The 26,462-nt window shown below is 62.6% G+C and carries 26 protein-coding genes and 1 pseudogene; 11 read left to right on the top strand and 16 right to left on the bottom strand.

Features of this window, described 5'->3' with window-relative positions; all coding sequences use genetic code 11:
* Positions 1-46 precede the first annotated feature (46 nt).
* Together gltA and GPK94_RS08150 are read right to left on the bottom strand one after the other, a co-directional pair.
* The gene (gene gltA, locus GPK94_RS08155) at positions 47-1,441 is read right to left on the bottom strand and encodes an NADPH-dependent glutamate synthase (RefSeq protein WP_193537619.1); all 1,395 of its coding nucleotides are present in this window, start codon (positions 1,439-1,441) and stop codon (positions 47-49) included.
* Between the two features lie 15 nt (positions 1,442-1,456).
* Entirely contained in the window at positions 1,457-2,317 is an 861-nt protein-coding gene (locus tag GPK94_RS08150) for a sulfide/dihydroorotate dehydrogenase-like FAD/NAD-binding protein (RefSeq protein ID WP_186962791.1), read from the bottom strand.
* 387 nt (positions 2,318-2,704) lie between these two features.
* Here GPK94_RS08150 and GPK94_RS08145 point away from each other — a divergent pair, with 387 nt between their 5' ends.
* Positions 2,705-3,247, top strand: coding sequence for a carbonic anhydrase (locus tag GPK94_RS08145; RefSeq protein ID WP_195278295.1), 543 nt, complete (start codon positions 2,705-2,707; stop codon positions 3,245-3,247).
* A 10-nt stretch (positions 3,248-3,257) separates the two neighbouring features.
* Here GPK94_RS08145 and GPK94_RS08140 read toward each other — a convergent pair whose 3' ends face one another.
* The 8 genes from GPK94_RS08140 to GPK94_RS08105 all read right to left on the bottom strand — a co-directional run bounded on the left by GPK94_RS08140 (position 3,258) and on the right by GPK94_RS08105 (position 10,909).
* On the bottom strand, positions 3,258-4,169 hold the full coding sequence (locus tag GPK94_RS08140; protein ID WP_215655495.1) for a HAMP domain-containing sensor histidine kinase: 912 nt from the start codon (positions 4,167-4,169) through the stop codon (positions 3,258-3,260).
* A 103-nt stretch (positions 4,170-4,272) separates the two neighbouring features.
* Positions 4,273-5,028 (bottom strand): ABC transporter permease subunit, encoded by a 756-nt coding sequence (locus tag GPK94_RS08135; protein ID WP_215655493.1) that lies wholly within the window; start codon positions 5,026-5,028, stop codon positions 4,273-4,275.
* A gap of 23 nt (positions 5,029-5,051) precedes the next feature.
* On the bottom strand, positions 5,052-5,807 hold the full coding sequence (locus tag GPK94_RS08130) for an ABC transporter permease (RefSeq protein WP_215655491.1): 756 nt from the start codon (positions 5,805-5,807) through the stop codon (positions 5,052-5,054).
* Positions 5,800-6,723 (bottom strand): ABC transporter ATP-binding protein, encoded by a 924-nt coding sequence (locus tag GPK94_RS08125; RefSeq protein ID WP_215655490.1) that lies wholly within the window; start codon positions 6,721-6,723, stop codon positions 5,800-5,802. Before GPK94_RS08125 ends, GPK94_RS08130 begins: the two co-directional genes overlap by 8 nt.
* 103 nt (positions 6,724-6,826) lie before the next feature.
* On the bottom strand, positions 6,827-7,522 hold the full coding sequence (locus GPK94_RS08120; protein WP_101693487.1) for a response regulator transcription factor: 696 nt from the start codon (positions 7,520-7,522) through the stop codon (positions 6,827-6,829).
* A gap of 15 nt (positions 7,523-7,537) precedes the next feature.
* The gene (locus GPK94_RS08115; protein ID WP_215655488.1) at positions 7,538-9,265 is read right to left on the bottom strand and encodes an NFACT RNA binding domain-containing protein; all 1,728 of its coding nucleotides are present in this window, start codon (positions 9,263-9,265) and stop codon (positions 7,538-7,540) included.
* 3 nt (positions 9,266-9,268) lie between these two features.
* Complete coding sequence (locus GPK94_RS08110; RefSeq protein WP_101693489.1) at positions 9,269-9,667, bottom strand: ribonuclease III domain-containing protein; 399 nt, start codon at positions 9,665-9,667, stop codon at positions 9,269-9,271.
* A gap of 12 nt (positions 9,668-9,679) precedes the next feature.
* Complete coding sequence (locus tag GPK94_RS08105; protein ID WP_215655486.1) at positions 9,680-10,909, bottom strand: class I SAM-dependent rRNA methyltransferase; 1,230 nt, start codon at positions 10,907-10,909, stop codon at positions 9,680-9,682.
* Positions 10,910-11,054: 145 nt separating this feature from the next.
* Between GPK94_RS08105 and GPK94_RS08100 the strand changes: the two genes are divergently transcribed.
* Positions 11,055-11,678: a superoxide dismutase gene (locus GPK94_RS08100; RefSeq protein WP_215655485.1), complete on the top strand. Its 624-nt coding sequence runs from the start codon at positions 11,055-11,057 to the stop codon at positions 11,676-11,678.
* 41 nt (positions 11,679-11,719) lie between these two features.
* Here GPK94_RS08100 and GPK94_RS08095 read toward each other — a convergent pair whose 3' ends face one another.
* Positions 11,720-12,568 (bottom strand): C39 family peptidase, encoded by an 849-nt coding sequence (locus GPK94_RS08095; protein ID WP_186962795.1) that lies wholly within the window; start codon positions 12,566-12,568, stop codon positions 11,720-11,722.
* A 216-nt stretch (positions 12,569-12,784) separates the two neighbouring features.
* On the bottom strand, positions 12,785-13,729 hold the full coding sequence (gene hprK / locus GPK94_RS08090; protein WP_101693493.1) for an HPr(Ser) kinase/phosphatase: 945 nt from the start codon (positions 13,727-13,729) through the stop codon (positions 12,785-12,787).
* Positions 13,730-13,934: 205 nt separating this feature from the next.
* Between hprK and rpmB the strand changes: the two genes are divergently transcribed.
* The gene (rpmB, locus tag GPK94_RS08085) at positions 13,935-14,123 is read left to right on the top strand and encodes a 50S ribosomal protein L28 (protein ID WP_101693494.1); all 189 of its coding nucleotides are present in this window, start codon (positions 13,935-13,937) and stop codon (positions 14,121-14,123) included.
* Positions 14,124-14,247: 124 nt separating this feature from the next.
* Here rpmB and proC read toward each other — a convergent pair.
* The 3 genes and pseudogenes from proC to GPK94_RS08070 all read right to left on the bottom strand — a co-directional run.
* A pseudogene (proC, locus tag GPK94_RS08080) lies at positions 14,248-15,060 on the bottom strand (pyrroline-5-carboxylate reductase); the annotation flags it as partial.
* A gap of 64 nt (positions 15,061-15,124) precedes the next feature.
* Positions 15,125-18,181 carry a M56 family metallopeptidase gene (locus tag GPK94_RS08075; RefSeq protein WP_215655482.1) on the bottom strand — a complete coding sequence of 1,019 codons (3,057 nt, stop codon included), beginning with the start codon at positions 18,179-18,181 and terminating at the stop codon, positions 15,125-15,127.
* A 3-nt stretch (positions 18,182-18,184) separates the two neighbouring features.
* Positions 18,185-18,565: a BlaI/MecI/CopY family transcriptional regulator gene (locus tag GPK94_RS08070; RefSeq protein ID WP_215655480.1), complete on the bottom strand. Its 381-nt coding sequence runs from the start codon at positions 18,563-18,565 to the stop codon at positions 18,185-18,187.
* Positions 18,566-18,797: 232 nt separating this feature from the next.
* Between GPK94_RS08070 and GPK94_RS08065 the strand changes: the two genes are divergently transcribed.
* A complete protein-coding gene (locus tag GPK94_RS08065; protein WP_101693498.1) occupies positions 18,798-19,991 on the top strand; it encodes a coenzyme F420-0:L-glutamate ligase in 1,194 nt (397 codons plus the stop codon).
* A gap of 55 nt (positions 19,992-20,046) precedes the next feature.
* Here GPK94_RS08065 and GPK94_RS08060 read toward each other — a convergent pair whose 3' ends face one another.
* Positions 20,047-20,667 (bottom strand): flavodoxin family protein, encoded by a 621-nt coding sequence (locus GPK94_RS08060; RefSeq protein WP_186962799.1) that lies wholly within the window; start codon positions 20,665-20,667, stop codon positions 20,047-20,049.
* A 169-nt stretch (positions 20,668-20,836) separates the two neighbouring features.
* Between GPK94_RS08060 and GPK94_RS08055 the strand changes: the two genes are divergently transcribed.
* The 7 genes from GPK94_RS08055 (at position 20,837) to GPK94_RS08025 (ending at position 26,315) form a co-directional block, all read left to right on the top strand.
* Positions 20,837-21,148, top strand: coding sequence for a hypothetical protein (locus tag GPK94_RS08055; RefSeq protein ID WP_193537639.1), 312 nt, complete (start codon positions 20,837-20,839; stop codon positions 21,146-21,148).
* A 175-nt stretch (positions 21,149-21,323) separates the two neighbouring features.
* Positions 21,324-21,533, top strand: a complete 210-nt coding sequence (locus tag GPK94_RS08050) for a cold-shock protein (protein WP_186962800.1) — start codon at positions 21,324-21,326, stop codon at positions 21,531-21,533.
* Positions 21,534-21,591: 58 nt separating this feature from the next.
* Positions 21,592-21,876, top strand: a complete 285-nt coding sequence (locus GPK94_RS08045) for a zinc-ribbon domain containing protein (RefSeq protein ID WP_101693502.1) — start codon at positions 21,592-21,594, stop codon at positions 21,874-21,876.
* Positions 21,877-21,994: 118 nt separating this feature from the next.
* Complete coding sequence (locus GPK94_RS08040) at positions 21,995-22,180, top strand: hypothetical protein (RefSeq protein WP_101693503.1); 186 nt, start codon at positions 21,995-21,997, stop codon at positions 22,178-22,180.
* Between the two features lie 137 nt (positions 22,181-22,317).
* Positions 22,318-22,743 carry a MarR family transcriptional regulator gene (locus tag GPK94_RS08035; RefSeq protein ID WP_101693504.1) on the top strand — a complete coding sequence of 142 codons (426 nt, stop codon included), beginning with the start codon at positions 22,318-22,320 and terminating at the stop codon, positions 22,741-22,743.
* Positions 22,744-22,762: 19 nt separating this feature from the next.
* Positions 22,763-24,508: an ABC transporter ATP-binding protein gene (locus GPK94_RS08030; protein ID WP_215655478.1), complete on the top strand. Its 1,746-nt coding sequence runs from the start codon at positions 22,763-22,765 to the stop codon at positions 24,506-24,508.
* The gene (locus GPK94_RS08025) at positions 24,492-26,315 is read left to right on the top strand and encodes an ABC transporter ATP-binding protein (protein ID WP_215655476.1); all 1,824 of its coding nucleotides are present in this window, start codon (positions 24,492-24,494) and stop codon (positions 26,313-26,315) included. The genes GPK94_RS08030 and GPK94_RS08025 overlap by 17 nt, the downstream gene beginning before the upstream one ends.
* Positions 26,316-26,462: the final 147 nt, after the last annotated feature.

Genomic DNA, 26,462 nt, shown 5'->3' with positions numbered 1-26,462 from the left:
AGAGCTTTGACTCTGCGGCGCGCTGTTGTTTTAGGGGTCAGCCGGATTACTTGCCGTACTTCTCCTGCAGGTACTTGTCCATGGCGGCAGCGGCCTTCTTGCCGGCGCCCATGGCCAGGATCACGGTCGCGGCGCCGGTCACGGCATCACCGCCGGCGTACACGCCCTCACGGCTGGTAGCCATGGTCTCCTCATCGGCCACCAGGCAGCCCTTCTTGTTGGCCTCCAGGCCGGGGGTGGTGGAGCGGATCAGGGGGTTGGGGCTGGTGCCCAGGGACATGATGACGGTGTCCACTTCCAGCTCAAAGTTGGAACCGGGGATTTCCACCGGACGGCGGCGGCCGGAGGCGTCGGGCTCGCCCAGCTCCATCTTCACGCACTCCATGGCGCGGACCTTGCCGTGGCCATCATCCAGGATCTTGACGGGGTTGTTGAGGAACAGGAACTCGATGCCCTCTTCCTTGGCGTGATGGATCTCCTCCCGGCGGGCAGGCATGGCCTCCTCATCCCGGCGGTAGACCACATACACCTTGGCGCCCATGCGCTTGGCGCAGCGGGCGGCGTCCATGGCCACGTTGCCGCCGCCCACGACGGCCACGGCCTTGGCGTCCTTCACGGGGGTGTCATAGCCCTCGCGGTAGGCCTTCATCAGGTTGATGCGGGTCAGGTACTCGTTGGCGGAGTACACGCCGGCCAGAGCCTCGCCGGGAATACCCATGAACATGGGCAGGCCGGCACCGGAGCCGACGAACACGGCCTTGTAGCCGTCCTCAAACATCTCGTCGATGGTGTAGGTACGGCCCACCACCACGTCGCACTCCAGATCCGCGCCCAGAGCGCACAGCTTGTCGACCTCGTTCTGCACGATGGCCTTGGGCAGACGGAACTCGGGGATGCCGTAGACCAGCACGCCGCCGGCGGTGTGGAAGGCCTCGAAGATGGAGACCTGATAGCCCTTCTTGGCCAGATCGCTGGCGCAGGTCAGGCTGGCAGGGCCGGAGCCCACCACCGCCACCTTGATCCCGTTGGACGCGGGCTTCTCGGGCATGGCGTTGACGTTCTCACGGTACCAGTCGGCCACGAAGCGCTCCAGACGGCCAATGGCCACGGGCTCGCCCTTGATGCCGCGGACACAGTGGCACTCACACTGGGTCTCCTGGGGGCAGACGCGGCCGCTGATGGAGGGCAGGGCGTTGGTGCTGGTGATGACGTCATAGGCGCCCTGGAAGTCGCCCTCGGCCACCTTGGCGATGAACTCAGGGATGCGGATGTTCACGGGGCAGCCGTTGACGCAGGGCTTGTTCTTGCAGTTCAGGCAGCGCTTGGCCTCGTCGATGGCCATCTCGGCGGTGTAGCCCATGGCCACTTCTTCAAAGTTATGGTTACGGACGCCGGGATCCTGCTCCGGCATCGGATTCTTCGTCATGCTCATGTTCGGCATTTTCTTCGACCTCCCTTAGTGAATCATGTTCTTGGCGAGCGTCTCCATGCGGCAGGTGTGGCGCTCTTTTTCCTTGGCCTCACGCTCGCGGTACACGGAGTTGCGGTTCATCAGCTCGTCAAAATCCACCTTGTGGCCGTCAAAGTCGGGGCCGTCCACGCAGGCAAACTTCATCTCGCCGCCCACCGTGACACGGCAGCAGCCGCACATGCCGGTGCCGTCGATCATGATGGGGTTGAGGCTCACCAGGGTGTGGATGCCGAAGGGCTCGGTGGTCTTGCAGACAAACTTCATCATGGGAACGGGGCCGATGGCGATCACAGCGTCATACTGGTTGCCGGCCTCGATGAGGGCCTTGAGCTTGTCGGTGACAAAGCCCTTCTCGCCGTAGGTGCCGTCGTCGGTGGTCAGGTAGAAGTTGTCACAGGCGGCCTTGAACTCCTCCTCCAGGATCACGATGTCCTTGGAGCGGAAACCGGCGATGACGTCCACCTGGATGCCCTCAGCGTGGAGGCTCTTGGCCTGGGGATAGGCGATGGCGCAGCCCACGCCGCCGCCGACCACGCACACCCGCTTCACATCGCCCAGCTCGGGGCGGGTGGGCTGGCCCAGGGGGCCTACGAAGTCCCGGATATAATCACCCTCATTGAGGTCGCCCAGCAGCTCCGTGGTCAGGCCCACCTTCTGGAACATGATGGTGATGGTGCCCTTCTCGCGGTCATAATCGCCGATGGTGAGGGGGATACGCTCGCCCTCCTCATCCAGACGCAGGATGATGAACTGTCCCGCCTGTGCCTTCTTGGCGATCATGGGGGCCTCGACTTCCAGCAGGGTCACGCTGGGATTGAGGACCTTCTTTCTCACGACTTTAACCATACCTTGATCTTTCCTTTCCTCCGACTCGGCCAATGCCCGCACGTTTCCAGACCATCCCGTTTCCCTTCGGTGGGGCTGGACAGCGGAGCCGGGGCCATCCGTCTCGTTTTCCGGCAGAACAGGGTCCCGCCGGACTCTCTAAACTCAACAAATAAGACTCACAAGTTTAATAAAAACGGCCTTCTGCTCCGTTTCAAGTCCTATGAGTTCTTATCCTCTAAGAAAAGATAGCAGTTTCCCATAACTTTGTCAAGAAATTATCAGAGCTTTTTCTCTATTTCTACAATCGCTCCGCAGGCAATCCGCAACACGCCGCCCGCTCTTTACATTGTTTTCCAAAAAGAGTATGATAATACAGTCAATCTCGTGAAAGGCGGTGGTCCTGATATGATCGATGAGATCCTGCGCTATAACCGCTCCTTTGTCTCTCAGGAGCGGTATGCCCCCTATCAGACCAGTAAATATCCCGACAAGCATCTGGCGGTCCTCTCCTGTATGGACACCCGGCTCACGGAACTGCTCCCCGCGGCGCTGGGACTGCGCAACGGGGATGTCAAGCTCATCAAGAATGCCGGCGCGGTAGTCAGCCATCCTTTCGGAAGCATCATGCGCAGCCTCCTCATCGCTGTCTATGAGCTGGGCGTGGAGGAGATCATGGTGGTGGGCCACTACGACTGCGGAGTGCAGCACATGGACGGCGAGGAAATGCTCCGCCATATGCGGGAGCGCGGTATCTCCGAGGACCGCATCCGTCTGGTGGAGAGCTGCGGCATTGACCTGCGCCGCTGGCTCACCGGCTTTGACAGTGCGGAGGACTCCGTCCGGGCCACCGTGGAGCAGATCGTCTCCCACCCGCTCATGCCGGACGGCCTGGTGGTGCGCGGCTTTCTGATGGACCCCGCCACCGGACGGCTGGACCCGGTCTCCTGACCGGAGAGCCTCACCCTCTCTCCCGCCACCTGGGCCAGGTGATCCGGATCTCAAAGCGCGCCTGATCTCCGGATGCGGTAACGGTGCATCCCATCTGTTCCCCCAGGGTCTTGACAATGGCAAGGCCCAACCCGGTGTTGCGTCCGGTACGCATCTTATCCGCCGTAAAAAACCGCTCAAACACCCGGGGCACATCCTCCGCCTCCAGCCCGGGGGCCGCATTGGCGAAGGAGCTGACGACCGTGCCCCCCTCCTGCCACAGACGGATGGACATGGGACCGGCGCCGTGGTCCAGCGCATTGCGCAGCAGATTGGTTCCGATCCGGAGCACGCCCCCCGGGTCGGCCTGGACGGGGGGCAGATCGGAGGGCAGATCCACCTCCATCTCAAACCCCGCCTCGGTAAAGTCGGTATAGAAGGAAGCCAGCAGCTCGGAAAAGACCGCCCTCAGGTCCACCCGCTGCTTTTCCAGCGGAAATTCCCCGCCCTCCAGCCGGGAGAGATCATAAAAGCTGGTGATGAGCCGCTGTAACGTCTGAGCCCGGCCCCGGATCACGCCCAGATATTCCGTCTGCTGTTCCTCGGTCAGGCCGCCCTCCTCCAGAAGCTGGAGGTAGCCCAAAATGGAGGTCAGCGGGGTGCGCAGATCGTGGGAGATGTTGGAGATCTGCCGCCGGAGCTCCCGCTCCCGGGCCCTTCCCTCCGCCCGCTCCTCCTGCCGAAGGGCCAGCAGCCGGTTGACCTCCTCCAGGAGGGCTTCCGCCGCGGCATTGGGGGCCTCGAGCCGTACCCGGGAGACGCTGTCCTGCTCCTCCAGCTGCCGAAGCTGCTCCACCGCCGAGCGGAGAGAGCGGTTCTGCATACGGCACCAACACACCAGCACAGTGCACAGCACCAGCAAGATTCCGCAGAGGATCCACATGGTCCTTTCCCCTTTCTTGAGGAGGGCCCACGCCTGTGGACCCTTCCCCTTCCAAACAAATCGTGGCGCACCCGCTTTGCGCGGGTGCGCCTGTTTTTTCTGTCTACCGGATGTCTTTCCGTTTCAGCAGAGCCAGTCCAGCCGCCGTGCTGGCAGCCAGCCATCCCAGGCCCACGCCCCAACACCAGACCTGATACGTCCAGGTCAGCCATCCGCTCAGAAACCGGGGCGTCAGAAGCAGAGAGGGCATAAAAACCGCCTCGGCAACGGTTGCCGTCCAAGAGGAGGTGTTGCCCGCAAAGAGGATGGCCACCAACGCCAATAAAATGGGCTGTCCAAAGAAGAAATAAATATAGTATCCGCAGATCCACACCGCCGTGTTCCGGATGGCCAGCGCCGCCATATGGCAGACCCCCGCCATACCGCACCAGATGGGCACCGCACCCAGGACAGAAAAACCCAGCACCGCCAGATTGGTCCACTCCTGTTCCGGATCGCTGTGGTTCAGCAGCAGCCACCCCCCGACGAGGCAGGCCCCCAGCAGGATGGCACACAGGGCCAGCCCGGCCAGCAGGACCGCAACCAGTTTTCCCAGATAGATCCGGGTGCGGCTCAGGCCAAAGGCTACCTCATGCTTCAGGGTATCGGATGCGCCGTCATCCACCAGCATCACCAGCAGAGGTGCCACCAGAACGCCCGCCACCAGTACCACCGTGCATGCCGCCACGAGATTGCTGTACTCTCTCCCGCTCAAAAGGACGGAATAGACCACCATGAGCAGAAAGAGGATGCCCCAGGTCAGAAAGAGCGCGGGGCGCTGTGTGAGCTTCCACAGCTCCGCCTTGACATAGTTGAACATATGGAAGCTCCCCCCTTTCCACCTCAGCGAATCTCCTTTTTCTGGAACAGGCCAATCCCGATCCCGGTGGCAGCACCGAACCAGACCAGTCCGGTGATCCAGCATCGGGCCAGATAGCCTCCATCAAAGGCACGATTTCTCAGCTCCTCCAGCATCACGGCGGGCATAAAGCCCCGCAATGTCTCAAAGATGGGGTGGAACAGGATACCAAAGGCCTGAAACACACTGGGCAGGACCGCCAGGATCGCGACCCCCAGGAAGGCCGCCATCGCGGAGCTGCGCACATGGAAGCAGCAGGCCAGCACTACCGCCTGGGCCCCCATCCACAGCGGCAGCGCCCCGGCCAGGCAGTAGCCCACCACAGCAAGTGCCTGCCCGTCCTCTCCGCTGTGGGGGAAGAGAAGCCAGCACCCTGCCAGATAGAAGCCCACCAGCACTGCACAGGCGACAAGTGCTACCAACAGGGCGACCAGCAGCTTGCCCAGATAAATGCGTACCCGCGGGATACCGTAGGACACCTCATTTTTCAGGGTGGTATGCTTGTACTGGTCGGAAAACACCACATCTCCTGTCAAAAACGTGGCATACATACCAAAGGTCAGCAGCAGGGCCACGATCATGCTGGTGGAGTAAAAGGAGACCTGCGGATTGCCCCAGGAATAGGTGCTCCAATACCCCCACAGGAGCACGCCCTCCAGGGCCAGGCAGATGGCCAGGGCCACATAGAGATACTTGCGCCGGAACACCTTGAAGCACTCGGCAGCCAGATAGTTACGCATGGCGGACACCTCCGATCAGGCCCAGGAAGTAATCCTCCAGATTGGCCCCCTGGGGCTCCACGGCAGAGAGGCCCACGCCCGCCCCTACCAGGGCACGGGTGACCTCTCCCGGCCGGTCCAGATGACTGTAAAGCCGGATGACCGACGGACTGAGCACCTCAAAGTCCCGGGTTGCCAAATCTTCCTCCAGGACCCGGGCCGCCTTGGCGGCATCGTCCACCCGCAGCTCCAGACAGGCCCGGCACTTCTCACTCAGCCGCGCGGCGGAGATCTGCTCCAGCAGCACGCCGTGGTCGATGAACCCGTAGCAGGTGGCCAGGTTGGCAAGCTCGCTCAGAATATGGCTGGAGATCAGGATGGTGGTCTGCCGGTCCCGGTTGAGCTTCAGGAGCAGGTTCCGGAATTCCACGATCCCCTCCGGATCCAGGCCGTTGATGGGCTCGTCCAGGAGCAGGAGGTCGGGGCGGTTCATCAGGGCCAGCGCCAGGCCCAGGCGCTGCTTCATGCCCAGAGAAAAATGCTTGAACGGCTTGGTCCCGGTATCCGTCAGTCCGGCCGCCTCCAGCGCCTCGTCCACCGCATTCCTCCCCGGGATGCCCCGCTGAATGCGGTAATACTCCAGATTCTGACGGGCGTTCAGATAGGGATAAAAGCTGGGGGTCTCCACCATGGCCCCGGTACGGGCGCGCATACGGGCGTTTTCCCGCTCATCCCGTGCCCCAAAGAGGGAGATCTCCCCCTCGGTTGGGGTGGTCTGGGCGGTGATCATCCGAATGATGGTGGTCTTTCCGGCGCCGTTGCGTCCGACCAGGCCGTAGATCTGTCCCCGTTCCAGGTCCAGATCGATATGATCCGCGGCTAGCGCATGGCCGTAGCGCTTGGTAAGGCCCCGGGTCGTCAATACTTGTTCTGCCATACAGGCATCAACCCTTCCTTTTTGATTGTGATGCCATTGTAGCAGCTCGTCCATAAAGCCGAATAAAGCAAAGATTAAGAATGTCTAAACTCTGCCCGGGGACTCACTCGTTCTCCTCCGCCATTTTGAACCCAATGCCCCAGACCGTCTTGATATAGTCCCCCTTGCTGACCTTGTTCAGCTTGGAGCGCAGGTTGGAGATGTGGACATTCACCGTATTATCATCCCCCATAAACTCCCCGCCCCATACCTGCTCATAGAGCTGTTCCCGGGTAAAGACCTTTTTCGGATGGGCCATCAGCAGGGCCAGGATCTCAAACTCCCGGGCGGTCAGGCTGGCGGGCTTTCCGTCCACGGTGACGGTCACGCTCTCCCGGTCCAGGACCAGCGCGCCGTGGGTGAGGACCTGCCCCGCCCCGCCGCCGGAAAATTCCTTGTACCGCCGCAGCTGGGCCTCCACCCGGGCCAGGACCTCCGCGTTGTCAAAGGGCTTGGGGATGAAATCGTCCGCTCCCAGCCGCAGGACGTTCACCCGGTCCTCCAGGCCCGCCTTGGCCGAGAGGACCAGGATGGGCATGGTCTTTTTCCGGCGCATCTTCTGGATGAATTCCTCTCCGGTCAGACCGGGGAGCATCAGATCCAGCAGCACCAGGTCATAGTTGTACTGGGTGGCCCAGAGCTCCGCCTCACTCCCGGAAAAGGCGGGGCGGCAGTCGTATCCCGCGTTCCCCAACACCGTACAGAGCAGGCGGTTGATGTCCGGGTCGTCCTCTACCACCAGAATGTGACAGTTCTCCATGGCACTTTCCTCCTCTTATTTTACGCGCAGACGCTTCACCAGTTCCCCGTCCGGGTCCACATAGGCGGTCTCATAGGTGGTATAGATCACCATGCCGGGCCGGGCCCCCGCGGGCTTTTTCACATACTTGACCGGCGTATAGTCCACCGGCACCTTTTTCCCCTCCCGTCCCTGGGAGAACCAGGCCGCCAGCACCGCCGCCTCGTGGAGGCTCTGCACGTCGGGGGTCCCTCCCTCGGTCCAGAGGATCACGTGGGAGCCGTGGATCTTCTGAGTGTGGAACCAGATGTCGCTCTTGAAGGCCATCTTGGTGGTGAGCTGGTCGTTCTGACTGTTGTTCTTGCCCACCGAGATCCGCAGCCCCGCGGAGGAGCGGAACTCCATGGGCTTGCCCGACACCCGCTTCTCCCGCTTGGCGGCCGTCTTGCCCCGGCGGAGGTAGCCGGTGTCGGCCAGCTCCTGCCGGATCTCCTGCAAATCCCGCTCGCCCTCGGCCAGGGTGATGTTCTCCAGCACACTGTTGAGGTACTCCAGCTCCTTCTCACCCTTTTCGATCTGGATGGTGAGCATCTCCTCGGCGGTCTTGGCCTTGTTGTAATCCTTATAATATTTGGCGGCGTTCTGCTGGGGAGTGCGGAGGGGATCCAGCCGGATCTCCACCTCCCGGCACTCCGGGTCATAGAAGTCCACCGCCCGCAGTACGCTCTGTCCCTTGTGCATGGCGTGGAGATTGGAGGTGATGATGTCCCCCAGCTCCCGCAGCCGCTCCCGGTCCAGAGTGGCCTCCAGCTCCCGCTCCTGGTTGGCCAGCTTACGGGCCACCCGATCCCGGGCGCTGGTCACCGATTTGATGAGGTCCTGGCCCCGCTGGCGCACCCGCTCAGCCTGATCCCGGGTCTCATAGAATGCGTCCAGCATCGGAGAGAAGCGCTCCTGACGGCGGCACTCAGTCTCCGGTCCGTATTGGAGGATGGGCAGAAAGGTAAAGTCCACCGCCCGGCCCTCCCGCACCAGCAGATAGGGCGCAAAGCGCTTTTCCTGCACCTCCGTGCGGAATTTCTCCAGCTCCTCCCGCAGTGCGGCGGGATCCTCCCCGGCCCGGAAGACCAGTTCCCGGGCGATGAGGGGGGAGATGCCCGTAAAGGCGTCCAGCAGGAGCTTGTCCAGACTCTTCCCCATGGGATTTTCCAGGGCGGCGGCCCGCTCCTCCTCCGAGCAGGCGAGCAGGTCCAGCTTGTCCGGCGCAGGCGGCAGGCGGTAGAACATCCCGGGCAATACCTGCCGCTGGTTGGAGGCAAGATCTCCGTCCACCCGGCGCAGGCAGTCCACGATCCGCCCCTCCCCGTCCAGCAGGATGAGGTTGGCCCGGCGGCCCATACACTCCAGGATCAGACGCCGCTCCACCCGGTCTCCCAGCTCGTCCAGGACCTCCAGCCGGAAGTCCAGCAGGCGTTCCATGGGGGGCTGGACGATCTCCAGGATGCGGCCCCCGGTCAGGTGCTTGCGCAGGAGCATACAAAACATGGGGGGCGTGCCCGGGTTCTCCCGGCTGACGGTAGTGAGCTGGGCCCGGGGCTGGTTGGGGCTGGCCGAGAGGAGGAGCTTTCCGTTCCCCTCGCTGCCCCGCACGGCCAGCACCACCTCGTCCCGGCCGGGCTGATATACTTTATCGATGCGCCCGCCCACCAGGGCGGCGCGCAGCTCCTCCGCCACGGCGGAGAGGCAAATGGCGTCCAAGGGCATGGGTCACTCCTCCATCATATGGGCAAAGAGCTCGTTGAGCCGCTCGGTCCGCCCCTGCAAATAGAGCCAGCCGAAGAGGGCCTCCAGTCCGGTGGCACTCTGGTACTCCGCCCGACTGGCCTTCTGGGGGACCGAGTGGGGGCTGGTGTTGCGGCCCCGGCGGTAGACGTCCCCCTCCTCCTCGCTGAGCAGGGGGAGGATCCGCTCCACCGCCTGGGCCTGGGCAGGGGCGGCCACATAGCGGACGGTGGCCTTGTGGAGGCCCCGGGCGCTGGCCTTGCCGTGCAGGCACAGCCAGGAGCGCACCATCACCTCAAAGACCGCGTCTCCCAGATGGGCCAGGCCCAGGTTGCTGATCCCGGCGATCTGGTCGCGGGAGGCGTTCAAGTGAAAATAATCCATGGTCGTTCTCCTTTATACCACCTGGAACAGGTAGAATTTCAGGTAATTGGTCTCGGGTACATTCCACAGGATGGGATGGTCGGGCGACTGCTGGCGGGCCTCGATCTGCCGCAGCTGCACGCCCGCGTCCCGGGCCGCGCTGTGGAGCATCCGCACGAACCGCTCCTCATCCATGAAGTGGGAGCAGGAGCAGGTGGCCAGATAGCCGCCCCGGGGGAGCAGCTTCATGGCCCGGTAGTTGATCTCCTTATAGCCCCGTGCGGCGGCGTCAATGGTCTTGCGGCTCTTGGTGAAGGCGGGCGGGTCCAGGATGATGAAGTCGTAGGGATGGCCCCCCTTCTCCTCCAGAGCAGGCAGAAGGTCGAACACATTGGCCGCCGTAAAGTCCATGATCCCCTCCAGGCCGTTGCGCCGGGCATTCTCCCGGGCCATCTCCACCGCCAGCTCAGACACATCCACGGCGGTCACATGGGCCGCGCCCCCCTTGGCGGCGTTCAGGGCAAAGGAGCCGGTGTGGGTAAAGCAGTCCAGCACCCGCTTGCCCCGGGCCAGCCGGGCCACAGCCTGGCGGTTGTACTTCTGGTCCAGGAAAAAGCCGGTCTTCTGTCCGTTCTCCACGTCCACGGCGTACTCCACCCCGTTTTCCACGATGGCGGTGCGGGGGCTCTCCGGGACCGGGACTCCCTCCAGAGGGAACCATCCCTTGTTCTCCGCCAGCCCCTCGTGGGCCCGGATGGCCACGTCGTTGCGCTCATAGATCCCCCGGATGGTCTGTCCGTCCTCGGTCAGCACTTTATAGATCAGGGGGAAGATCATCTCCTTGCGCAGTTCCATCCCCAGCGAGAGGGTCTGGGTCACCAGCAGATCATGGAACCGGTCCACCGTGAGTCCGGGGAAGGAATCGGCCTCCCCGAAGATGATGCGGCAGCAGTCGGTATCCTCCCCCATGACCGTCTTGCGGTACTCCCAGGCGTAGCGCACCCGGCGCTCCCAGAAGGCCTCGTCAAACCGGTCGTTGGCGTTGCGGGAGATGAGACGCACCCGGATCCGGGAGGTCTCGCTGAGAAATCCCGTGCCCAGGTAGCGGCCCTTTCCGCTCACCACATCCACCAGAGCGCCGTTCTCATACGCGCCCTCGATGGAGACGATCTCCCCGTCGTACACCCAGGGGTGTCCGCCCAGCAGGGCTCGCTCTCCCTTTGGCGTGATGGTCACTTTCGCATATCCGCGTTCCTGTTTCATGGTCCCAGTCTCCCTCTTGTATGGCTTGCGGCAGACCCGCATATATTGGTATCTCACAGGGGGCGCACCCGGCGCGCCTGTAACGATTTAGTATACCGCAAAACCACCGGAAACACAACCGCCCCCCTGAAAGGAGTATGCAAGGATGGATCTGCGCTATCCCTACACCCTTCCCCCACTCCCCTACGGCTATGACGAGCTGTGCCCCGCCATCGGGGAGGAGACCCTCTGCTTTCACCACGACAAGCACCTCCGCTCCTACGTGGAGCAGCTCAACCGGGCGCTGGAGGACTGCGAGGCCGGCCGGAGCAAGACTCTGGAGGAGTTGCTCCGGGACCTGGACAGCCTGCCCGCCCAGGACCGTGTCCCGGTGGGCCGCAGCGCCGGCGGGGTGTACAACCACCTTCTGTATTTTGCCGGTCTCTCTCCCAGCGGCGGAGGAGAGCCTTCCGGAGCACTGGCCGAGGCCATCCAGAGGGATTTCGGGTCCTTTTTCGCCTGGAAGCGGCAGATGGCGGAGACCGCGCGCACCCTCTTCGGCTCGGGCTACGCCTGGCTGGTCTCCGACCGGGAGGGCGCGCTGTCCCTCCTGGCCCTGCCCAACCAGGACTGCCCCCTCACTCTGGGCCTGCGCCCCCTGCTCTGTCTGGACGTGTGGGAACACGCCTACTATCTGGACGTGCGCAACCGCCGGGGCGACTACGTGGAACGCTGGTTCTCCCTGCTCGCCTGGCCCCTGGCCGAGGCCCGTTACACCGCTCCCTGGTAGTGTAAAAGCCCCCGGGACCTATGTGGTCCCGGGGGCTTCCATCAAGCCTCCGTAGGAGTGGGGACGATAAAGAGCATATCGTTTCCGCCCTCTTCCTCGGTGAAGGAGTCATACATGGTGAAATTGTAGTAGAACCGCTCGGCGGGATAGATGCCGTAGCCGTCCTGGTTGTGGTCGGTGGTGTCGTAGGAGTCGGCCACAATGATGACGTCGTCCTGGGTGGTCTCGGTCCCCATGGTGTCATAGCCGATGATGACCTGCCAGTGGCCGCCCCAGTCGTTCCAGGCCACCAGGATGGGCTTGCCTTCGCTCAGCCACTGCTGGAAGGTCTCCAGCGTGACCTCGCTGTACACATCCTCATAGTCCAGGCTGGTAATATATTCAAAACCGCCCACGCCGTCCAGAATATCCATGGCCTGCTTCAGAGTGGTGCCCGGATACCCTGCCATCTCGCCGGTGAGCTCATGGCGCAGCGCGGCCAGGCTCTCCTCATTCCAGTCGCCCAGCTTGCCGTAGTAGTCCATGGCCATCAGGATGGCGTCTACGCCGCAGCTCCACTCGCTGGTCTGCTGAATGGTCTTGAACTTGGGCAGGATGGTAAGGGTATCGGTGGATTCCATATTGTAGAAATCCGGATGCTTGAAGTAGGGGGAGTCCTCGTGATCTCCCGCCCGCTCGACGGAGTCGGCTCCGTCCTCGGGGGAGAGGTCCACGGCGTGTTCGATCTTCATCTCATCGCTGAAATTCTCCGCGGTCTGGGCCGCAGTCGGTTTGGCATCCGCAAGGGATGTCGTGTCCGCCCCGGAAGTCTGGGCCGCTCCCGCCGCGCAGCCGACCAGCGTGGTCAGCATCAGGGTGGAGGCCAGAGCCAGAGTGACAGGTTGTTTCATTTCTCGATCTCCTTTGTTGAGGGCATGTTGCCCTATTCCGATTTCACGCCAAATTCTGGACGCGATGGCTGTTATTATACGGCGTGTGCCGCCCCAGTGCAATGCACATTTTTTCCAAATTATACTCCCTATTTTTGCATAATATTTCTATCGATATGAATAAAAAAACAGACCAGGCAACAAGTCGCCCGGTCTGTCTCTTATTGTATCGAAGGCTTAGAAATTCCCCATCGCCTGGTCAAAATGGCTCTCGATCTGCTTGGTGAACTCCAGCGCGGAGTTGAAGCCCATCTTTTTGTGGCGGTTGTTCATGGCCGCCACCTCAATGATGACCGCCAGGTTACGGCCTGGCTTCACGGGAACGGTGATGGTGGGCACCTTGACGTCCAAAATGTCCACATAGAGCTCGTCCAGTCCCAGACGGTCATAGACCGCATCCTCGCGCCAGGGCTCCAGGTTGATGACCATGTCGATCTCGGTCTCTTCCTTAATGGCGATCATACCGAAGATGCGGCGCACATCCACCACGCCGATGCCCCGCAGCTCGATATAGTGACGGATCAGCTCGGGAGCGGTGCCCATCAGGCTCTTGTTGTTGACCCGGCGGATCTCCACCGCGTCGTCCGCGATCAGACGGTGGCCGCGCTTGACCAGCTCAATGGCGGTCTCACTCTTGCCCACGCCCGAGTCGCCCAGCAGCAGCACGCCCTCGCCGTAGACCTCCACCAGTACGCCGTGGCGGGTGATCCGGGGGGCCAGATGGTTATGCAGGGACGTGACGATGGCGCTGATGAGCACCGACGTGGTCTCATTGCTGCGCAGCACGGTGCGGTTGTATTTCTCCGCCATCTCCATGCACTCGGGGAAGGGCTCCATCCCGCGGGCGATGATGAACGCCGGAATCTCGCTCTGGAAGAGGGTTTCAAAGCGGATGCTCCGCTCCTCCGAAGTAATGCCGTCCAGATAGGTGCTCTCTACCAAGCCGATCACCTGGATGCGCTGGGCATCAAAGTAATCAAAAAATCCCGTCAGCTGAAGACCGGGGCGGTTGATATCCTCCGTGGAGATGGGAAGATCGCGGTACCCCTCCGCACCCCGCAATACCTCCAGATTGAATTCATCAATGAGACTACCTAGCTTGACGCTCAACGGCGTAGACATGGCTGGTCCCTCCCTGCTCGTGTAATGAGTCGCGCGTGTCTTAATATGGGATTAGTATACCACGTCTTCCAGCCCTTTGGCAACTCTCCCACAAGATGAGATCGAGTTTTTTTAAATTCCCTCTTGCATTTTCTCCTCTTTTCTGCTATTATATCGTTCGATGCTTTAAGAAGCGTGATATCTGCAAGCGAGGAGGTTTAAGCGAATGGCTAAATGTGAATTCTGCGACAAGGGCGTTGTGTTCGGTATCCAGGTCTCCCACTCTCACCGCCGCTCCAATCGTCCCTGGAAGCCCAACGTGAAGCGCGTCAAGGCGGTTGTCAATGGTACGCCCAAGCACGTCTATGTGTGCACCAGATGCCTCCGTTCGGGTAAGGTCACCCGCGCTGTGTAATTTGATTACCACAGAAAAGAAGATCATGAGCCTGTACCGTTTCGGTACAGGCTCATTTCTTTTTTCCACGCCAAAACGGGCCGGACCCGCTCTCTGGAGCGGTCCGGCCCGTTTTCCGATTCGGTTATGCCTTGCCCAGGGCGGTGTTTTTCTTCCAGGCAGCCTCCACTGCATCCAGCACCGCGCCGCGGAAGCCATGCCGCTCCAGCGCCGCCACACCCTCAATGGTGGAGCCGCCGGGCGAGCACACCGCATCCTTGAGGGCGCCCGGATGCTCCCCGCTCTCCAGCACCAGCGCCGCCGCGCCCAACATGGTCTGGGCCGCAAACACCATGGCCTGCTTCCGGGGCAGGCCCGCCAGCACGCCGCCGTCGGCCATGGCCTCCAGGAAGGGATAGACGAAGGCCGGTCCGCATCCGGCCACCGCCGAAAAGGCGTCCATCAGCCGCTCCTCCAGCCGCTCGATCCGGCCGGACCCGGTCAGGATGGTCTCCACCGCCGCCAGGTGCTCCTCCGCCACGCCAGGGGCGGCGCACAGCGCGGTCATCCCCTTTCCGATGGCGCTGGGGGTGTTGGGCATGATACGCAGGATGGGGACCCCTTCCGGGGCCCAGGAGGCCAGGGTCTCGGTGGTGAGTCCGGCGGCCATGGATACCAGTACCTGACCCCGGGTGAGGACCGGGGCAATCTCCTCCAGCAGCTGGCGCACCATGTGGGGCTTGACACCCAGGAAGAGATAGCGGGCGCTCTCCGCCGCAGCCCGGTTGTCCTCCGCCACGGAGCAGCCGGTCTCATCCGCCAGGGCCTGGGCCTTGGCCGGGGTCCGGTTGGAAAGGATCACTTCTTCCGCCCCCACCGACCGGCAGGCCGCCCGCACCAGCGCACCGCCCATATTTCCTGTTCCCAAAAATGCTGCCTGCTTCATCCTGCAAGACCTCGCTTTCTTTTTTTGACCAGTTTACCACACCGTCCCCGTTCCGGCAATGCTTTCCAATGTCCGGTCAGGTAGTAAAGGTACCGTGCCAGACCCCGTCCCCCCGCTCCAGCCGGACCGCGAGGGGGTCCTCACCGTCCCGGAAGTAGACGGAAAAAGAGATCTGGTCCTGGCTGTGTGATCCCAAGACACAGCGGGCCATCTCACTGGTCCCATATGCTCCATAGGGTGCGTTGGCATGCTCCCAGGCAAGCCACTGTCCGGCCCAGTCCTCCGCCAGTGCCTGGGGGCTGCGTCCATCCGCCATCAGCGTGAAAGAGACGCTCTCCTCCCGTTCCAGCCGGGCGAATGCCGTCTGAAAGACCTCCCACAGCCCCGGTGCGGCGTAGAAGCTCTCCTCCTCTCCAACGCACACCCGAATCAAGTCGCTGTCCCGCCAGGCGCTGACTGTCGGATGATCTCCCCGCCCATAGGGAATCAGGGTAAGCTGATCGCCGTCCGGCGGTGCTTGGCCCGGCACCGGCCGGTCCAGCGCCTCCTCCACCTGCCTCCAGAGCGCGCTGTCGTCATAGACCGCCACGCTCCCGCCAGCGAAACCGTCCCGCTCCCAGCCCAGATCGGCCGCTCCATCCACCGCCATGCCTCCGGTGCCCAGCTCGGTCACCTGCCAGCGGGCGCCGTCCAGCCGCAGCATGACCTCTCTTCCCCAGCCGTACCAGCCCGTCCAGTCGCTGGAGAGCTCACCCAGCCCGGAACCGGCCTGATAAATTGAGTTCTCCACCGACTCCGGTGGGATGGAGAGCGCCAGACTGACCGTCCCCGCCAGGGCATCCTGCCCTTGGTCGGCCACATCAAAGATGCCGCTGCCCAGACTTCTGGCGTCCGAAACCGCAAAGCAGCTGCCCGGCGTCAATCCACGGATATGGGCGGCCAGAGCCTCGCTCAGCCGCCGCATGGTGCGGGCGGGGGCCTCCCCCTCCTCCACCGGGAGGGTAAGGGCGTAGACGTTTGCCTCCTGTTCGTCATACCAGAGCCGGAGCTGACCCGTCACCCCGGGATCGGTATCCGAGGGATAGCGGGGCTCGGTCCGATACCAGTCCGTCCGCCCGTCCGCAGTCCACGCCACCTCTGCCCGCCCCGCCGTACCGCGGAGCGAGAACCCCGCTCCGTCGGTCAGGGTGACGGTATAGTCGCTGTCCATCTCCTCGCCGCCCGCCTGGGGGTACCAGTCATAGGACTGGGTAAGGACCTCCAGGGGCAGCTCCCCGCGCGAAAGCGGGAGGGTAGTGGTCTCCACGCCCGTCTGCTCCAGTGTCAAAAAAAGAGGCTGCTCCTTCCGGTCCTCCAGCTCCTTCTGAAGGGCGGAGGTGGCCGACACCTCCGTGCCGCTCTCCCGCCGCAGGGTGTCCACCAGCGCCTCTACCTCCTCTTCCGTCACCGGGACCATGGACTCCGGCCGGACATACTGCCACCCAAAGGCCTCCTGCCAGTAGTCCAGTAGGACCTGCTCCGGGTCGGACCACGCCGCCTGGTTCTCCTGCTGCTGCCGGGCATAGTACTCCTCCATGGGGACGCTGTACGCGTCCTGAGGATGGACGATCCGGTTATCGCCCTGCCCGGTGATCCAGCGGTCTACACACCAGATGCCCTCCTCCCCCTGCTCAACAGGTTGGGAGAGCACAAAGTAGTATTCCGTCCCGCCCGGCAGCACTGCTTTGGCCAGCCGGTGCTCCCCGGGGAAAGTGCAGGCCGCCTGGAAGGACTGCCAGCGGGGGTCCTCCTCCACGGGAATGGTCCCGGCAGATGCTTTCACCGCCTCGGCCAGCCACGCTGTCACTTTCTTCTGGGCCGCCACGTAACTCTCCTGATTGGCTGGGTCAAACTGCACATCGGTGGGAGTCTGGAGGATGTAGTACTTCCCCTCCCCGCTTACGCCCAGGTAGTCCCAGCCGCCGGTCATCTCCCGGCTGTCGTATTCCCGCTCAAAGAATGCCCGCTCCACCGCAAAGAGGGAGCAGAGATAGCCGCCATAGTCGCTCTGGTAGTCAGGTGCATGGTAGCAGACCAGGAGGGTGTCCTCACTTGGATTCCGCTCCAGCACCACGGTGTCCGCCAGTTCCTCCGGCAGCTCTGCCAGACGCTCCTCCAGGGTGGGCGTCTCCTCCGTCCGGGCGGTAAAGGTACACACCGCGGCGATGCCCGCCGCCAGGACTGCCACCGCCAGACCAGCGGCCAGCATGCGGGGCCTGCGGGTAATGCGCGTTACCCGCTCCCGGATGGCGCTTCGGCGTCCCGCCATGGTGGTGGCGGTCTGAAGGAGGTCGTTGGGCGAGGCTCCTACCGCCACCAGATCCACCAGAGTGCGGCCGTAGGGGATGCGCTCCTCCTCTCCCAGTCGGGCCACTGTCCCCTCATCACAGGCCAGCTCACAGTCCCGCCGGGAGAGCGCTGCCGCCACCCAGACCAGCGGGTGGAACCAGTAGAGCGCCAGACACAGGCACCGCAGCCAGGCCCACAGCGGGTCACCGTGGCGCAGATGGGTCCTCTCGTGGGCCAGCACATGGCGCATCCGCCGCTCATCCTCCAGACAGGGCGGGGTCACATAGATGGCCGGGCGGAAGAGTCCCACTACACAGGGAGATGGAAGCCCCTCGGCCACATACACCGGCACCCTTCCCTCCATCTCCAGCCGCCGCGCCCCCCGTAGCCGGACACGCAGGCGCAGGTTGACCAGAAGGAACCACACCGCCACGGCCAAGGCTCCTGCCCCCCAGACCACCGGCCAGAGCTCCGGCCCGGCCCCTGTTTCCACAGACTGGGCAGGCGCCTCCGGCCGGGACTCCGGATCGGCCTGCGGCAGGACCGGGTCTATCTCCGGGAGCGTGGGGTTCTCCGCCGGTGCGGCCGGAAGCCAACTCAGCGTCTCTTCCACCACCGGCGCGGAAGGCACCACATTCATGACACTGGCCGGGCTCTCCACCAGTCCCACGGGCAGGAGCAGACGCAGTGCCACCAGCAGCCAGAGCCCGTACATCACCCGGGCGCTCACCCGGCCCCGCAGCAGAAAGCGCAGGGCGCACAGCACCAAAATCAACACCGACGACGTGACCATCCGTTCCAGCATGATCTACCCCTCCTTCTGTTCCTCCAGCAGGGCATAGAGCGCGTCGATCTCCGCCCGGCTCAGCCGCTCCCGCCGCACCAGGCTGCTCACCAGCAGGCCCACACTGCCGTGGTAGGCCCGCTCCAGCAAGGATTCCGTCTCGGCGGCAGCCGCCGCCTCCCGCTCCACCGCCGGATAAAATGTCTTGGTCCGTCCGCCCTCCGTGTGGCGGATGAGCCCCTTTTTCTCCATGCGCCGCACCATGGTGGTCACCGTACTCTTGGCCCAGCCCGCCCGCTCATGCAGCGCCCGCACCAGCTCCATCAGGGTGGCCGGGCCCTCCCAGAGCACCTCCATCACCCGCCATTCGCTCTCACTCAGACGCAGTCTGCTTTCCTGTCCCATATTCTTCCCTCCTTTGGTCTACTCTTGTAAACCTAACGTATCATTTTGGACTACAACTGTCAACTACATTTTGGTTACAGTTGGTCCCTCTCCCCTGTTTTTCCCGGGAGGACTGCAATCCGTCCAGTTTTTATTTTACATTTTCCGAGAATTATAGTATAATAGTTGTGCTCTTCTGTCAGAAGAGCACAATCTGTGTTTTGATTTGAATGAGTAATAGGAGTGTTGCAACATGAGCCGGATGGTCGGCACCATTTCCAGGGGCGTCCGGGCCCCCATTATCCGCAGCGGAGATGATCTCTCCCAGATCGTGCCCGCATCCGTCCTGGAGGCCGCCGCGGAGGACGGTTTTTCTGTCCGTGACCGGGACATCATCGCGATGACGGAGGCCATTGTGGCCCGTGCCCAGGGCAACTACGCCTCGGTGGACCACATTGCCGCTGACGTGCGCGCCAAGCTGGGCGGCGAGACCATCGGCGTCATCTTCCCCATCCTCAGCCGCAACCGCTTTGCCATCTGCCTGCGCGGCATCGCCAAGGGCGCCAAGAAGGTGGTGCTGATGCTGAGCTATCCCTCTGACGAGGTGGGCAACCATCTCATCGATGTGGACGTGATGGACGAGAAGGGCATCGATCCCTACCAGGACGTGCTCACCCTGGAGCGGTACCGGGAGCTGTTCGGGTACACCACCCACCCCTTCACCGGCGTGGACTATGTGGCCTACTACGCCGACCTCATCCGGGAGAGCGGCGCCGAGGTGGAGATCATCTTCGCCAACGATCCCCGCGCCATCCTCAAGTACACCAAGAACGTCCTGGCCTGTGACATCCACACCCGCAAGCGCACCAAGCGCCTGCTCAAGGCGGCGGGCGCCGAGCGGGTCTTTGGTCTGGACGACATCCTGACCGCCCCCGTGGACGGCAGCGGCTACAACGAGAAGTATGGTCTGCTGGGCTCCAACAAGTCCACCGAGGAGACTGTGAAGCTCTTCCCCCGGGAGTGCCAGGACCTGGTTGAGTCCATCCAGAAGATCATGCTGGAGAAGACCGGCAAGCACGTGGAGGTCATGGTCTACGGCGACGGCGCCTTCAAGGACCCCGTGGGCAAGATCTGGGAGCTGGCCGACCCGGTGGTCTCCCCTGCCTACACCGCTGGTCTGGAGGGCACTCCCAATGAGCTCAAGCTCAAGTACTTGGCCGACAACGACTTTGCCGACCTGTCCGGCGAGGCCCTGCGGGACGCCATCAAGGCGGAGATCCAGAAGAAGGACGGCAGCCTGGTGGGCAAGATGGTCTCCGAGGGCACTACTCCCCGCCGTCTCACCGACCTGATCGGCTCTCTGTGCGATCTGACCTCCGGTTCCGGCGATAAGGGCACCCCCATCGTCTACATCCAGGGTTACTTCGACAACTATACCACCGAATAACCGCAGAACAAAAAGGCCCCCGCGGCAAAACCGCAGGGGCCTTTTCTCCATTTGCTCAGCGGATGAAGTTGGTCCGCGCCTCCCGCTCGGCGGCCGGGGGCTCCACGCCCTGGGCCCGGCCCAGCTCGATGCAGCGCAGCAGCCAGGCCATATTCCGCCCCAGATTGCGCATGATCTGAAGTCCTTCCCGGTCCTGCTGCACCTCTTCCGGCCGGGTTCCATGGACCATGGGCCAGTAGGTGGAGGAGACCACCGGCATCTGGGAGATGGTGAAGTACTTGGTCAGCTGATCCAGCGAGGCCGTCGTACCCGCCCGCCGGGCCGAGACCACCGCCGCAGCGGGCTTGTGGGCAAAGCACTTTCCGGCATAGAAGGCCCGGTCCAGAAAGCTGGTGAGCGCGCCGTTGGCCGAGGCATAATAGACCGGGGAGCCGACGATCAGGCCGTCCGCCCCTTCCATCTTCTCCAAAAAGGAATTGACCTCTCCGCTGGGGAGAACACATCCCTTTCCGGCGGCGCACCCGCCGCAGCCGGCACAGCCGTGGATGGCCTGCGTCCCGATCCAGAAGATCTCGGTCTCCACGCCGCACTGCTCCAGCATATCGGCCGCCTCCCGCAGCGCTGTATAGGTACACCCTTTTTCGTGGGGGCTTCCGTTGAGCAACAATACCTTCATATTCGCTTCCTCCTGTTCTGATGGGGCGGTGGGATGGCATCCTCCTCCGCCTCCCTCCTATTATATATATGGAGGGGGACACATTGGGACCACTCCCTCCCATCGTCTGCTCCCATTATACCGCACTTTCCCGCTTCCGTACAAATCCAATCCCGGAGGTATTCCACTTATGCCCGACGATATTGTCACATCCATTCAAAAGATGCACCAGGGTATGGTCACCTTTACCGCGGAGGAACTCCTCCAGATCTATGAGACCGCCCGTTCCACCGATCTGGAGGCCCTCCGCTCCGCCGCCCGGACCCTCTATCCCGACCGGAAGGACGACCGGGGCCTCCCCCCCATCGCCGTTTGGGAGGGGGGTGGACGTGCCTTCCCCTATGGTCCCCACGGGGATTACTGCCGCCCCGCCTTTACCATCACCAGCCCCCTGTGCCGGATGCTGGGGATCATGGAGGACGGGACCCCGCACTTCTATTGATCCGGGCCTCTCAAAAAGGAAAAAACTTTTCCTTGACAAGTCTATCCCACCGTGCTATACTAAGCAAGTATTCAAATGTAGTAATTGATCGGCGCCTATGGAGTCAATTTTTCATTTTGACTTCATAGGCGCCGTTTTTTTGCTCAGTTATCCTGCTGGAAAGGAGGTATGTTCCATGCAAGGTACTGTCAAATGGTTTAACGATGAGAAGGGCTTCGGCTTTCTCTCCAACGACGGCGGCGGGGAAGATGTGTTTGTGCATTTTTCCGCCATCCAGACCGAGGGTTTCAAATCCCTGACTGAGGGCCAGAAAGTCACATTCGAGGTCGAGCGGGATCCACGGGATTCCCACAAACTGCGCGCAGCCCGCGTCTCCCTGGTGTAAGGGAGTGCACTTACACCGAACCCATTGAAATTTTTTATATTTAAAAGAGGTATGTTTTATGTTCCAAGACAAGATGATCGTTTGCAAAGATTGTGGCCAGGAGTTCACCTTTACCGCCGGTGAGCAGGAATTTTTCGCAGAGCGCGGCTTCCAGAACGAGCCCCAGCGCTGCAAGTCCTGCCGTGATACCCGCAAGGGCGGCGGCGGTTCCAGCAGCCGGGACAGCCGTCCCGCCCGCCAGATGTATGATGCCGTTTGTGCCTCCTGCGGCGTCTCCTGCAAGGTGCCCTTCGAGCCCCGCAATGACCGCCCGGTCTACTGCAGCGATTGTTTCCGCCGCTGATCCCAGATGCCGCGCACCCGAATCGGGTGCGCGGCATTTTTTGTGCATGGGATTGGAGATTCTTTTCACGGTTGTGAGCTCCCCGCTCTGGATATACTAGCGATGAGGTGATTTGATTATGAGACCATCCTTTTCGCCCGACGCGGCCTTCCAGAGCTGTCTGCAATCCCATCCTTCCGCCGCGCGCTTCTATCAGAATTGTTCTCCCCAGCAGAAGCAGGCTATCCTGAATCAGCTTCACCAGCTCAGCACGCCCCAGCAGGTGCGCTCCTTCGCGGCCCATCTGCCCAGCGCGGCACTCTGAACACGTTTCCTCTCTCCCGCCCCGCGGACGTTGGTCTGCGGGGCGGATCGTTTGTCCCGGCGTATTGACTTTTCTCCCCCGCCCTCCTATAATCATTTCATGTCAATAATTGATATATCAACAAAGGAGGTATCCCGATGGAATATGCCGTCCACGTTCTGCTGGCCCGCACCACCCACGCCGTGCAGAACCATCTTCGGCCTCACCTGAGTAAACTGGGCCTCTCCCTGGGTCAACCCAAGATCCTGCGCTGTCTGGTCCATCTGGGCCCCTGCTCTCAGCGGATGCTGGCCGACTGCTGTGAGGTGGACCCCTCCGCCATCTGCCGTATCCTGGACACATTGGAGCGGGATGGCTTTCTGACGCGCCGTCCCTCTCAGACCGACCGGCGCACCGGCGAGGTCTCCATCACCGACAAGGGCCGGGAGGCCTTTGCCGCCTGGGAGGACCAGTGTCAGACACTGGAGGATCAGATGCTGCACGACTTCTCCCCGGAGGAGCGCGCCCAGCTCCGGGACTTTCTCACCCGCGCCTACCGAAACGTGGGCGGACGCCTGCTGTGAGTGGGGGAAGGAATGCGGTATGAAAGACTTGAAGCATATTTTTTCCTACCTGAAACCCTATCGCCGTGATCTCTTTCTGGCCATCTTTCTGGTCTTTGTGGAGTGTGTCTTCGAGATGCTTATCCCCCTGCTCATGACCGACATGGTGGACATCGGGGTGGCCAACCACGACATTGCCTTTCTTCTCCAACAGGGCGGAAAAATGGTGCTCTGCGCCGTCCTAGCCCTGGTGACCGGTCTGCTCTACGCCCGCTATGCCGCCCGGGCGGCCTATGGCTTCGGCGCGGAGCTGCGCCAGGCGGAGTACCGCCGGCTCCAGGACTACGCCTTCTCCAACCTGGACCGCTTCTCCACTCCCTCCCTGGTCACCCGCATGACCACCGATGTCACAGTCATGCAGAATGCGGTGAACGCCGGCCTGCGCCCCCTGGTCCGCAGCCCGGTCATGCTCTTTATGGGAATCGGTCTGGCCTTTTTCCTCAACCCGAGCCTGGCCCTGGTCTTTGTGCTCACCGCCCCCATTCTGGGCATCATTCTGGCCCTCATCGTACACAAGGTCAGCCCCCTCTACCGCCGGCAGCAGCAGGCGGTGGACCATGTCAACGGCCGCCTGCAGGAGAGCTTCACCGCCATCCGGGCCATCAAGGCCTTTGTCCGGGGCAGCTATGAGACCGAACAATTTTCCAAGGTCAACGATGAGCTGACCGACGCCAGCCGGGACACCTTCCGCCACGCGGTCCTCAACCTGCCCGCCTTTCAGGCGGTGATGTACACCGCCATCGTGCTCATCCTCTGGCAGGGCGGGAAGCAGATGCTGGTGGGCGGAATGCTGGTAGGCGATCTGACCGCCTTCCTGAGCTATGTGCTCCAGGTGATGAACTCCCTCATGATGATCTCCAACGTATTTCTCCTCCTCACCCGCTCCCTGGCCAGCGCTCGGCGCATCCGGGAGGTGCTGGAGGAGGTCCCCGCGCTCACCGACGCCGCCGCTCCGGTGGGGTCGGTCCCCAATGGGGAGATCGATTTTGAGGATGTGTCCTTTCAGTATGTGCAGGGCGCGCAGACCTATGCCCTCTCCCATGTAAACCTCCACATCCCGGCCGGGGCCACGGTGGGCATCCTGGGCGGCACCGGAGCGGCCAAGACCACACTGGTCCAGCTCATTCCCCGCCTCTATGACGCCACCCTGGGCACCGTCCGGGTGGGCGGACACGATGTGCGGGACTATGATCTGGGTACGCTCCGGGACGCAGTGGGCATCGTTCTGCAAAAAAACGTCCTCTTTTCGGGCACCATCCGGGACAATCTGCGCTGGGGCGACCCGGATGCCGACGACGATACCCTCTGGCAGGCCTGCCGCATGGCCTGCGCGGACGAGTTCCTCTCCCGGATGCCCGACGGACTGGACACCGATCTGGGACAGGGCGGCGTCAATGTCTCGGGCGGGCAGAAGCAGCGCCTGTGCATTGCCCGCACCCTCCTCAAGCGGCCCAAGGTCCTGATTTTTGACGACTCCACCAGCGCGGTGGATACCGCCACCGAGGCCAGCATCCGCCGAGCCCTCTCCTCCCTCTCCGATGTGACCAAGATCATCATCGCCCAGCGCGTCACCTCCGTGATGCAGGCCGATCAGATCATTCTCCTGGAGGACGGCAGGGTCCACGCCGTGGGCACCCACGATCAGCTTTTGCGGAGCGATCCCATCTACCAGGAGATCTATGCTTCCCAGATGAAAGGAGGTCAGAACGATGGCCAAGCCCTTTAACGGAAAACGCCCCCAGGACCTGGGGCAGACCCTACGCACCTTCCTCTCCTATCTGGGCCGGCACCGGGTGCTGCTCATCCTGGTGGGGATCCTGGCCGCGGTCAGCGCCTCCGCCAGTCTCCTGGGCACCTATATGATCAAACCCATCGTCAACCAGGTCATGGAAGAGGGCAGCCTCTCCGGTCTGGCCGTGGGGGTGGCCATCGCCGCCGCCATCTATGCTACCGGGGCCCTGTCCACACTGGGCTACACACAGATCATGGCCCGGGCGGCCCAGAAGGTCCTCAGCGACATCCGCCGGGATCTCTTCGCCCATCTCCAGACCCTCTCTCTGCGCTTTTTTGACAGCCAGCGCAAGGGGGAGCTGATGAGCCTGTTCACCAACGACGTGGATACCATCTCTGATGCCCTGAACAACAGCTTTGCCATGCTGATCCAGAGCTTCATTCAGGTGGTGGGCACGCTGGCCCTTCTCTTCCTCCTCAACTGGCGGCTCTCCCTGATCGTGGTGGTGGGCTACGGCGGGATGTTCCTCTACATCCGGTACAGCGGCCAGCGGAGCAAATACTACTTCAAGCGGCAGCAGGAATACCTGGGCGAGCTGGACGCCTACATCGAGGAGATGGTGGCAGGACAGAAGGTGGTCAAGGTCTTCCGCCATGAGGAGGCCAACCTCCAGGGCTTCCTGGAACGCAACGAAAACCTGCGCCGGGCGGGGACCAGCGCCCAGAGCTTTGCCGGTACCATGATCCCCGCAGTGGTCAGCATCTCCTATATCAATTACGCCGTCATCGCCGTTCTGGGCGGGATCATGGTGATCCTGGGCTGGTCGGACGTGGGCAGCCTGGCCAGCTATCTGGTCTTTGTCCGTCAGTCCGCCATGCCCATCAACCAGTTTACCCAGCAGGGGAATTTCCTCCTGGCCGCTCTGGCCGGAGCGGAGCGCATCTTCGCCGTCATGAAGGAGGAGCCGGAGATCGACCAGGGCTCTGTGGAGCTGGTCCGCACGGAAGGAGGTCCTTCCCCGTGGGCCTGGCGGGACCCGGCCCAGCCCGGTGCGCCCGACGTGCCCCTCCGGGGGGATGTGCGCTTTGACCATGTGCAGTTTGGATATGAGCCGCGGCAGACCATCCTCCACGACCTCTCCCTCTACGCCAAGCCGGGTCAGAAGATCGCCTTTGTGGGCTCCACCGGCGCGGGCAAGACCACCATCACCAACCTCATCAACCGCTTTTATGAGGTGAGCGGCGGCACCATCACCTACGACGGGATCGACGTCCGGCGCATCCGCAAAGACCACCTGCGCCGCAGCCTAGGTATGGTCCTCCAGGACACCCACCTCTTCACCGGCACCATCGCGGACAACATCCGCTTCGGCAAGCTGGATGCTACGCAGGAGGAGATCGAACGGGCTGCCGTCATCGCCAACGCCGACTCCTTCATCCGACGGCTCCCCCAGGGGTACGATACGCTGGTCACCGGGGATGGGGCCAACCTCTCCCAGGGTCAGCGGCAGCTCCTGGCCATCGCCCGGGCCGCCGTGGCCGATCCCCCGGTGCTCATTCTGGACGAGGCCACCTCCTCCATCGACACCCGCACTGAGTCCCTCATCGAGCAGGGAATGGACCGGCTGATGGAGGGCCGTACCGTCTTTGTCATCGCCCACCGCCTCTCCACCGTGCGCAATGCCGACGCCATCCTGGTCCTGGAGCAGGGCCGGGTGGTGGAGCGGGGCAGCCACGCCGAACTGCTGGCGCAAAAGGGCGTCTACTACCAGCTCTATCACGGCATGTTCGAGCTCTCCTGACCCTCGCTTTCCGCGGAACTGTTTGGGGGCGGGGACCATTCTGGTCCCCGCCCCTTCTCTTTTCTGTGGCGCAATCCGCCCGGTTCTGCTTGTTTCTCCCGGCGCGGCATGGTATACTTGGCAGTTGACCGGTGTTTCCGGTCAGAC

The organism is Pseudoflavonifractor sp. MCC625, from assembly GCF_018784545.1.
GTDB lineage: Bacteria > Bacillota > Clostridia > Oscillospirales > Oscillospiraceae > Pseudoflavonifractor_A > Pseudoflavonifractor_A gallinarum.
The sequence above is the reverse complement of the archived record's forward strand: the minus strand, read 5'-3'. Positions and strand labels throughout refer to the sequence as shown.

What these genes read in the sequence shown, in the direction of transcription:
- gltA (WP_193537619.1), bottom strand. Translation starts at nt 1,441, where the DNA reads ATGCCGAACATGAGCATGACGAAGAATCCGATGCCGGAGCAGGATCCC.
- GPK94_RS08150 (WP_186962791.1), bottom strand. Translation starts at nt 2,317, where the DNA reads ATGGTTAAAGTCGTGAGAAAGAAGGTCCTCAATCCCAGCGTGACCCTG.
- GPK94_RS08145 (WP_195278295.1), top strand. Translation starts at nt 2,705, where the DNA reads ATGATCGATGAGATCCTGCGCTATAACCGCTCCTTTGTCTCTCAGGAG.
- GPK94_RS08140 (WP_215655495.1), bottom strand. Translation starts at nt 4,169, where the DNA reads ATGTGGATCCTCTGCGGAATCTTGCTGGTGCTGTGCACTGTGCTGGTG.
- GPK94_RS08135 (WP_215655493.1), bottom strand. Translation starts at nt 5,028, where the DNA reads ATGTTCAACTATGTCAAGGCGGAGCTGTGGAAGCTCACACAGCGCCCC.
- GPK94_RS08130 (WP_215655491.1), bottom strand. Translation starts at nt 5,807, where the DNA reads ATGCGTAACTATCTGGCTGCCGAGTGCTTCAAGGTGTTCCGGCGCAAG.
- GPK94_RS08125 (WP_215655490.1), bottom strand. Translation starts at nt 6,723, where the DNA reads ATGGCAGAACAAGTATTGACGACCCGGGGCCTTACCAAGCGCTACGGC.
- GPK94_RS08120 (WP_101693487.1), bottom strand. Translation starts at nt 7,522, where the DNA reads ATGGAGAACTGTCACATTCTGGTGGTAGAGGACGACCCGGACATCAAC.
- GPK94_RS08115 (WP_215655488.1), bottom strand. Translation starts at nt 9,265, where the DNA reads ATGCCCTTGGACGCCATTTGCCTCTCCGCCGTGGCGGAGGAGCTGCGC.
- GPK94_RS08110 (WP_101693489.1), bottom strand. Translation starts at nt 9,667, where the DNA reads ATGGATTATTTTCACTTGAACGCCTCCCGCGACCAGATCGCCGGGATC.
- GPK94_RS08105 (WP_215655486.1), bottom strand. Translation starts at nt 10,909, where the DNA reads ATGAAACAGGAACGCGGATATGCGAAAGTGACCATCACGCCAAAGGGA.
- GPK94_RS08100 (WP_215655485.1), top strand. Translation starts at nt 11,055, where the DNA reads ATGGATCTGCGCTATCCCTACACCCTTCCCCCACTCCCCTACGGCTAT.
- GPK94_RS08095 (WP_186962795.1), bottom strand. Translation starts at nt 12,568, where the DNA reads ATGAAACAACCTGTCACTCTGGCTCTGGCCTCCACCCTGATGCTGACC.
- hprK (WP_101693493.1), bottom strand. Translation starts at nt 13,729, where the DNA reads ATGTCTACGCCGTTGAGCGTCAAGCTAGGTAGTCTCATTGATGAATTC.
- rpmB (WP_101693494.1), top strand. Translation starts at nt 13,935, where the DNA reads ATGGCTAAATGTGAATTCTGCGACAAGGGCGTTGTGTTCGGTATCCAG.
- GPK94_RS08075 (WP_215655482.1), bottom strand. Translation starts at nt 18,181, where the DNA reads ATGCTGGAACGGATGGTCACGTCGTCGGTGTTGATTTTGGTGCTGTGC.
- GPK94_RS08070 (WP_215655480.1), bottom strand. Translation starts at nt 18,565, where the DNA reads ATGGGACAGGAAAGCAGACTGCGTCTGAGTGAGAGCGAATGGCGGGTG.
- GPK94_RS08065 (WP_101693498.1), top strand. Translation starts at nt 18,798, where the DNA reads ATGAGCCGGATGGTCGGCACCATTTCCAGGGGCGTCCGGGCCCCCATT.
- GPK94_RS08060 (WP_186962799.1), bottom strand. Translation starts at nt 20,667, where the DNA reads ATGAAGGTATTGTTGCTCAACGGAAGCCCCCACGAAAAAGGGTGTACC.
- GPK94_RS08055 (WP_193537639.1), top strand. Translation starts at nt 20,837, where the DNA reads ATGCCCGACGATATTGTCACATCCATTCAAAAGATGCACCAGGGTATG.
- GPK94_RS08050 (WP_186962800.1), top strand. Translation starts at nt 21,324, where the DNA reads ATGCAAGGTACTGTCAAATGGTTTAACGATGAGAAGGGCTTCGGCTTT.
- GPK94_RS08045 (WP_101693502.1), top strand. Translation starts at nt 21,592, where the DNA reads ATGTTCCAAGACAAGATGATCGTTTGCAAAGATTGTGGCCAGGAGTTC.
- GPK94_RS08040 (WP_101693503.1), top strand. Translation starts at nt 21,995, where the DNA reads ATGAGACCATCCTTTTCGCCCGACGCGGCCTTCCAGAGCTGTCTGCAA.
- GPK94_RS08035 (WP_101693504.1), top strand. Translation starts at nt 22,318, where the DNA reads ATGGAATATGCCGTCCACGTTCTGCTGGCCCGCACCACCCACGCCGTG.
- GPK94_RS08030 (WP_215655478.1), top strand. Translation starts at nt 22,763, where the DNA reads ATGAAAGACTTGAAGCATATTTTTTCCTACCTGAAACCCTATCGCCGT.
- GPK94_RS08025 (WP_215655476.1), top strand. Translation starts at nt 24,492, where the DNA reads ATGGCCAAGCCCTTTAACGGAAAACGCCCCCAGGACCTGGGGCAGACC.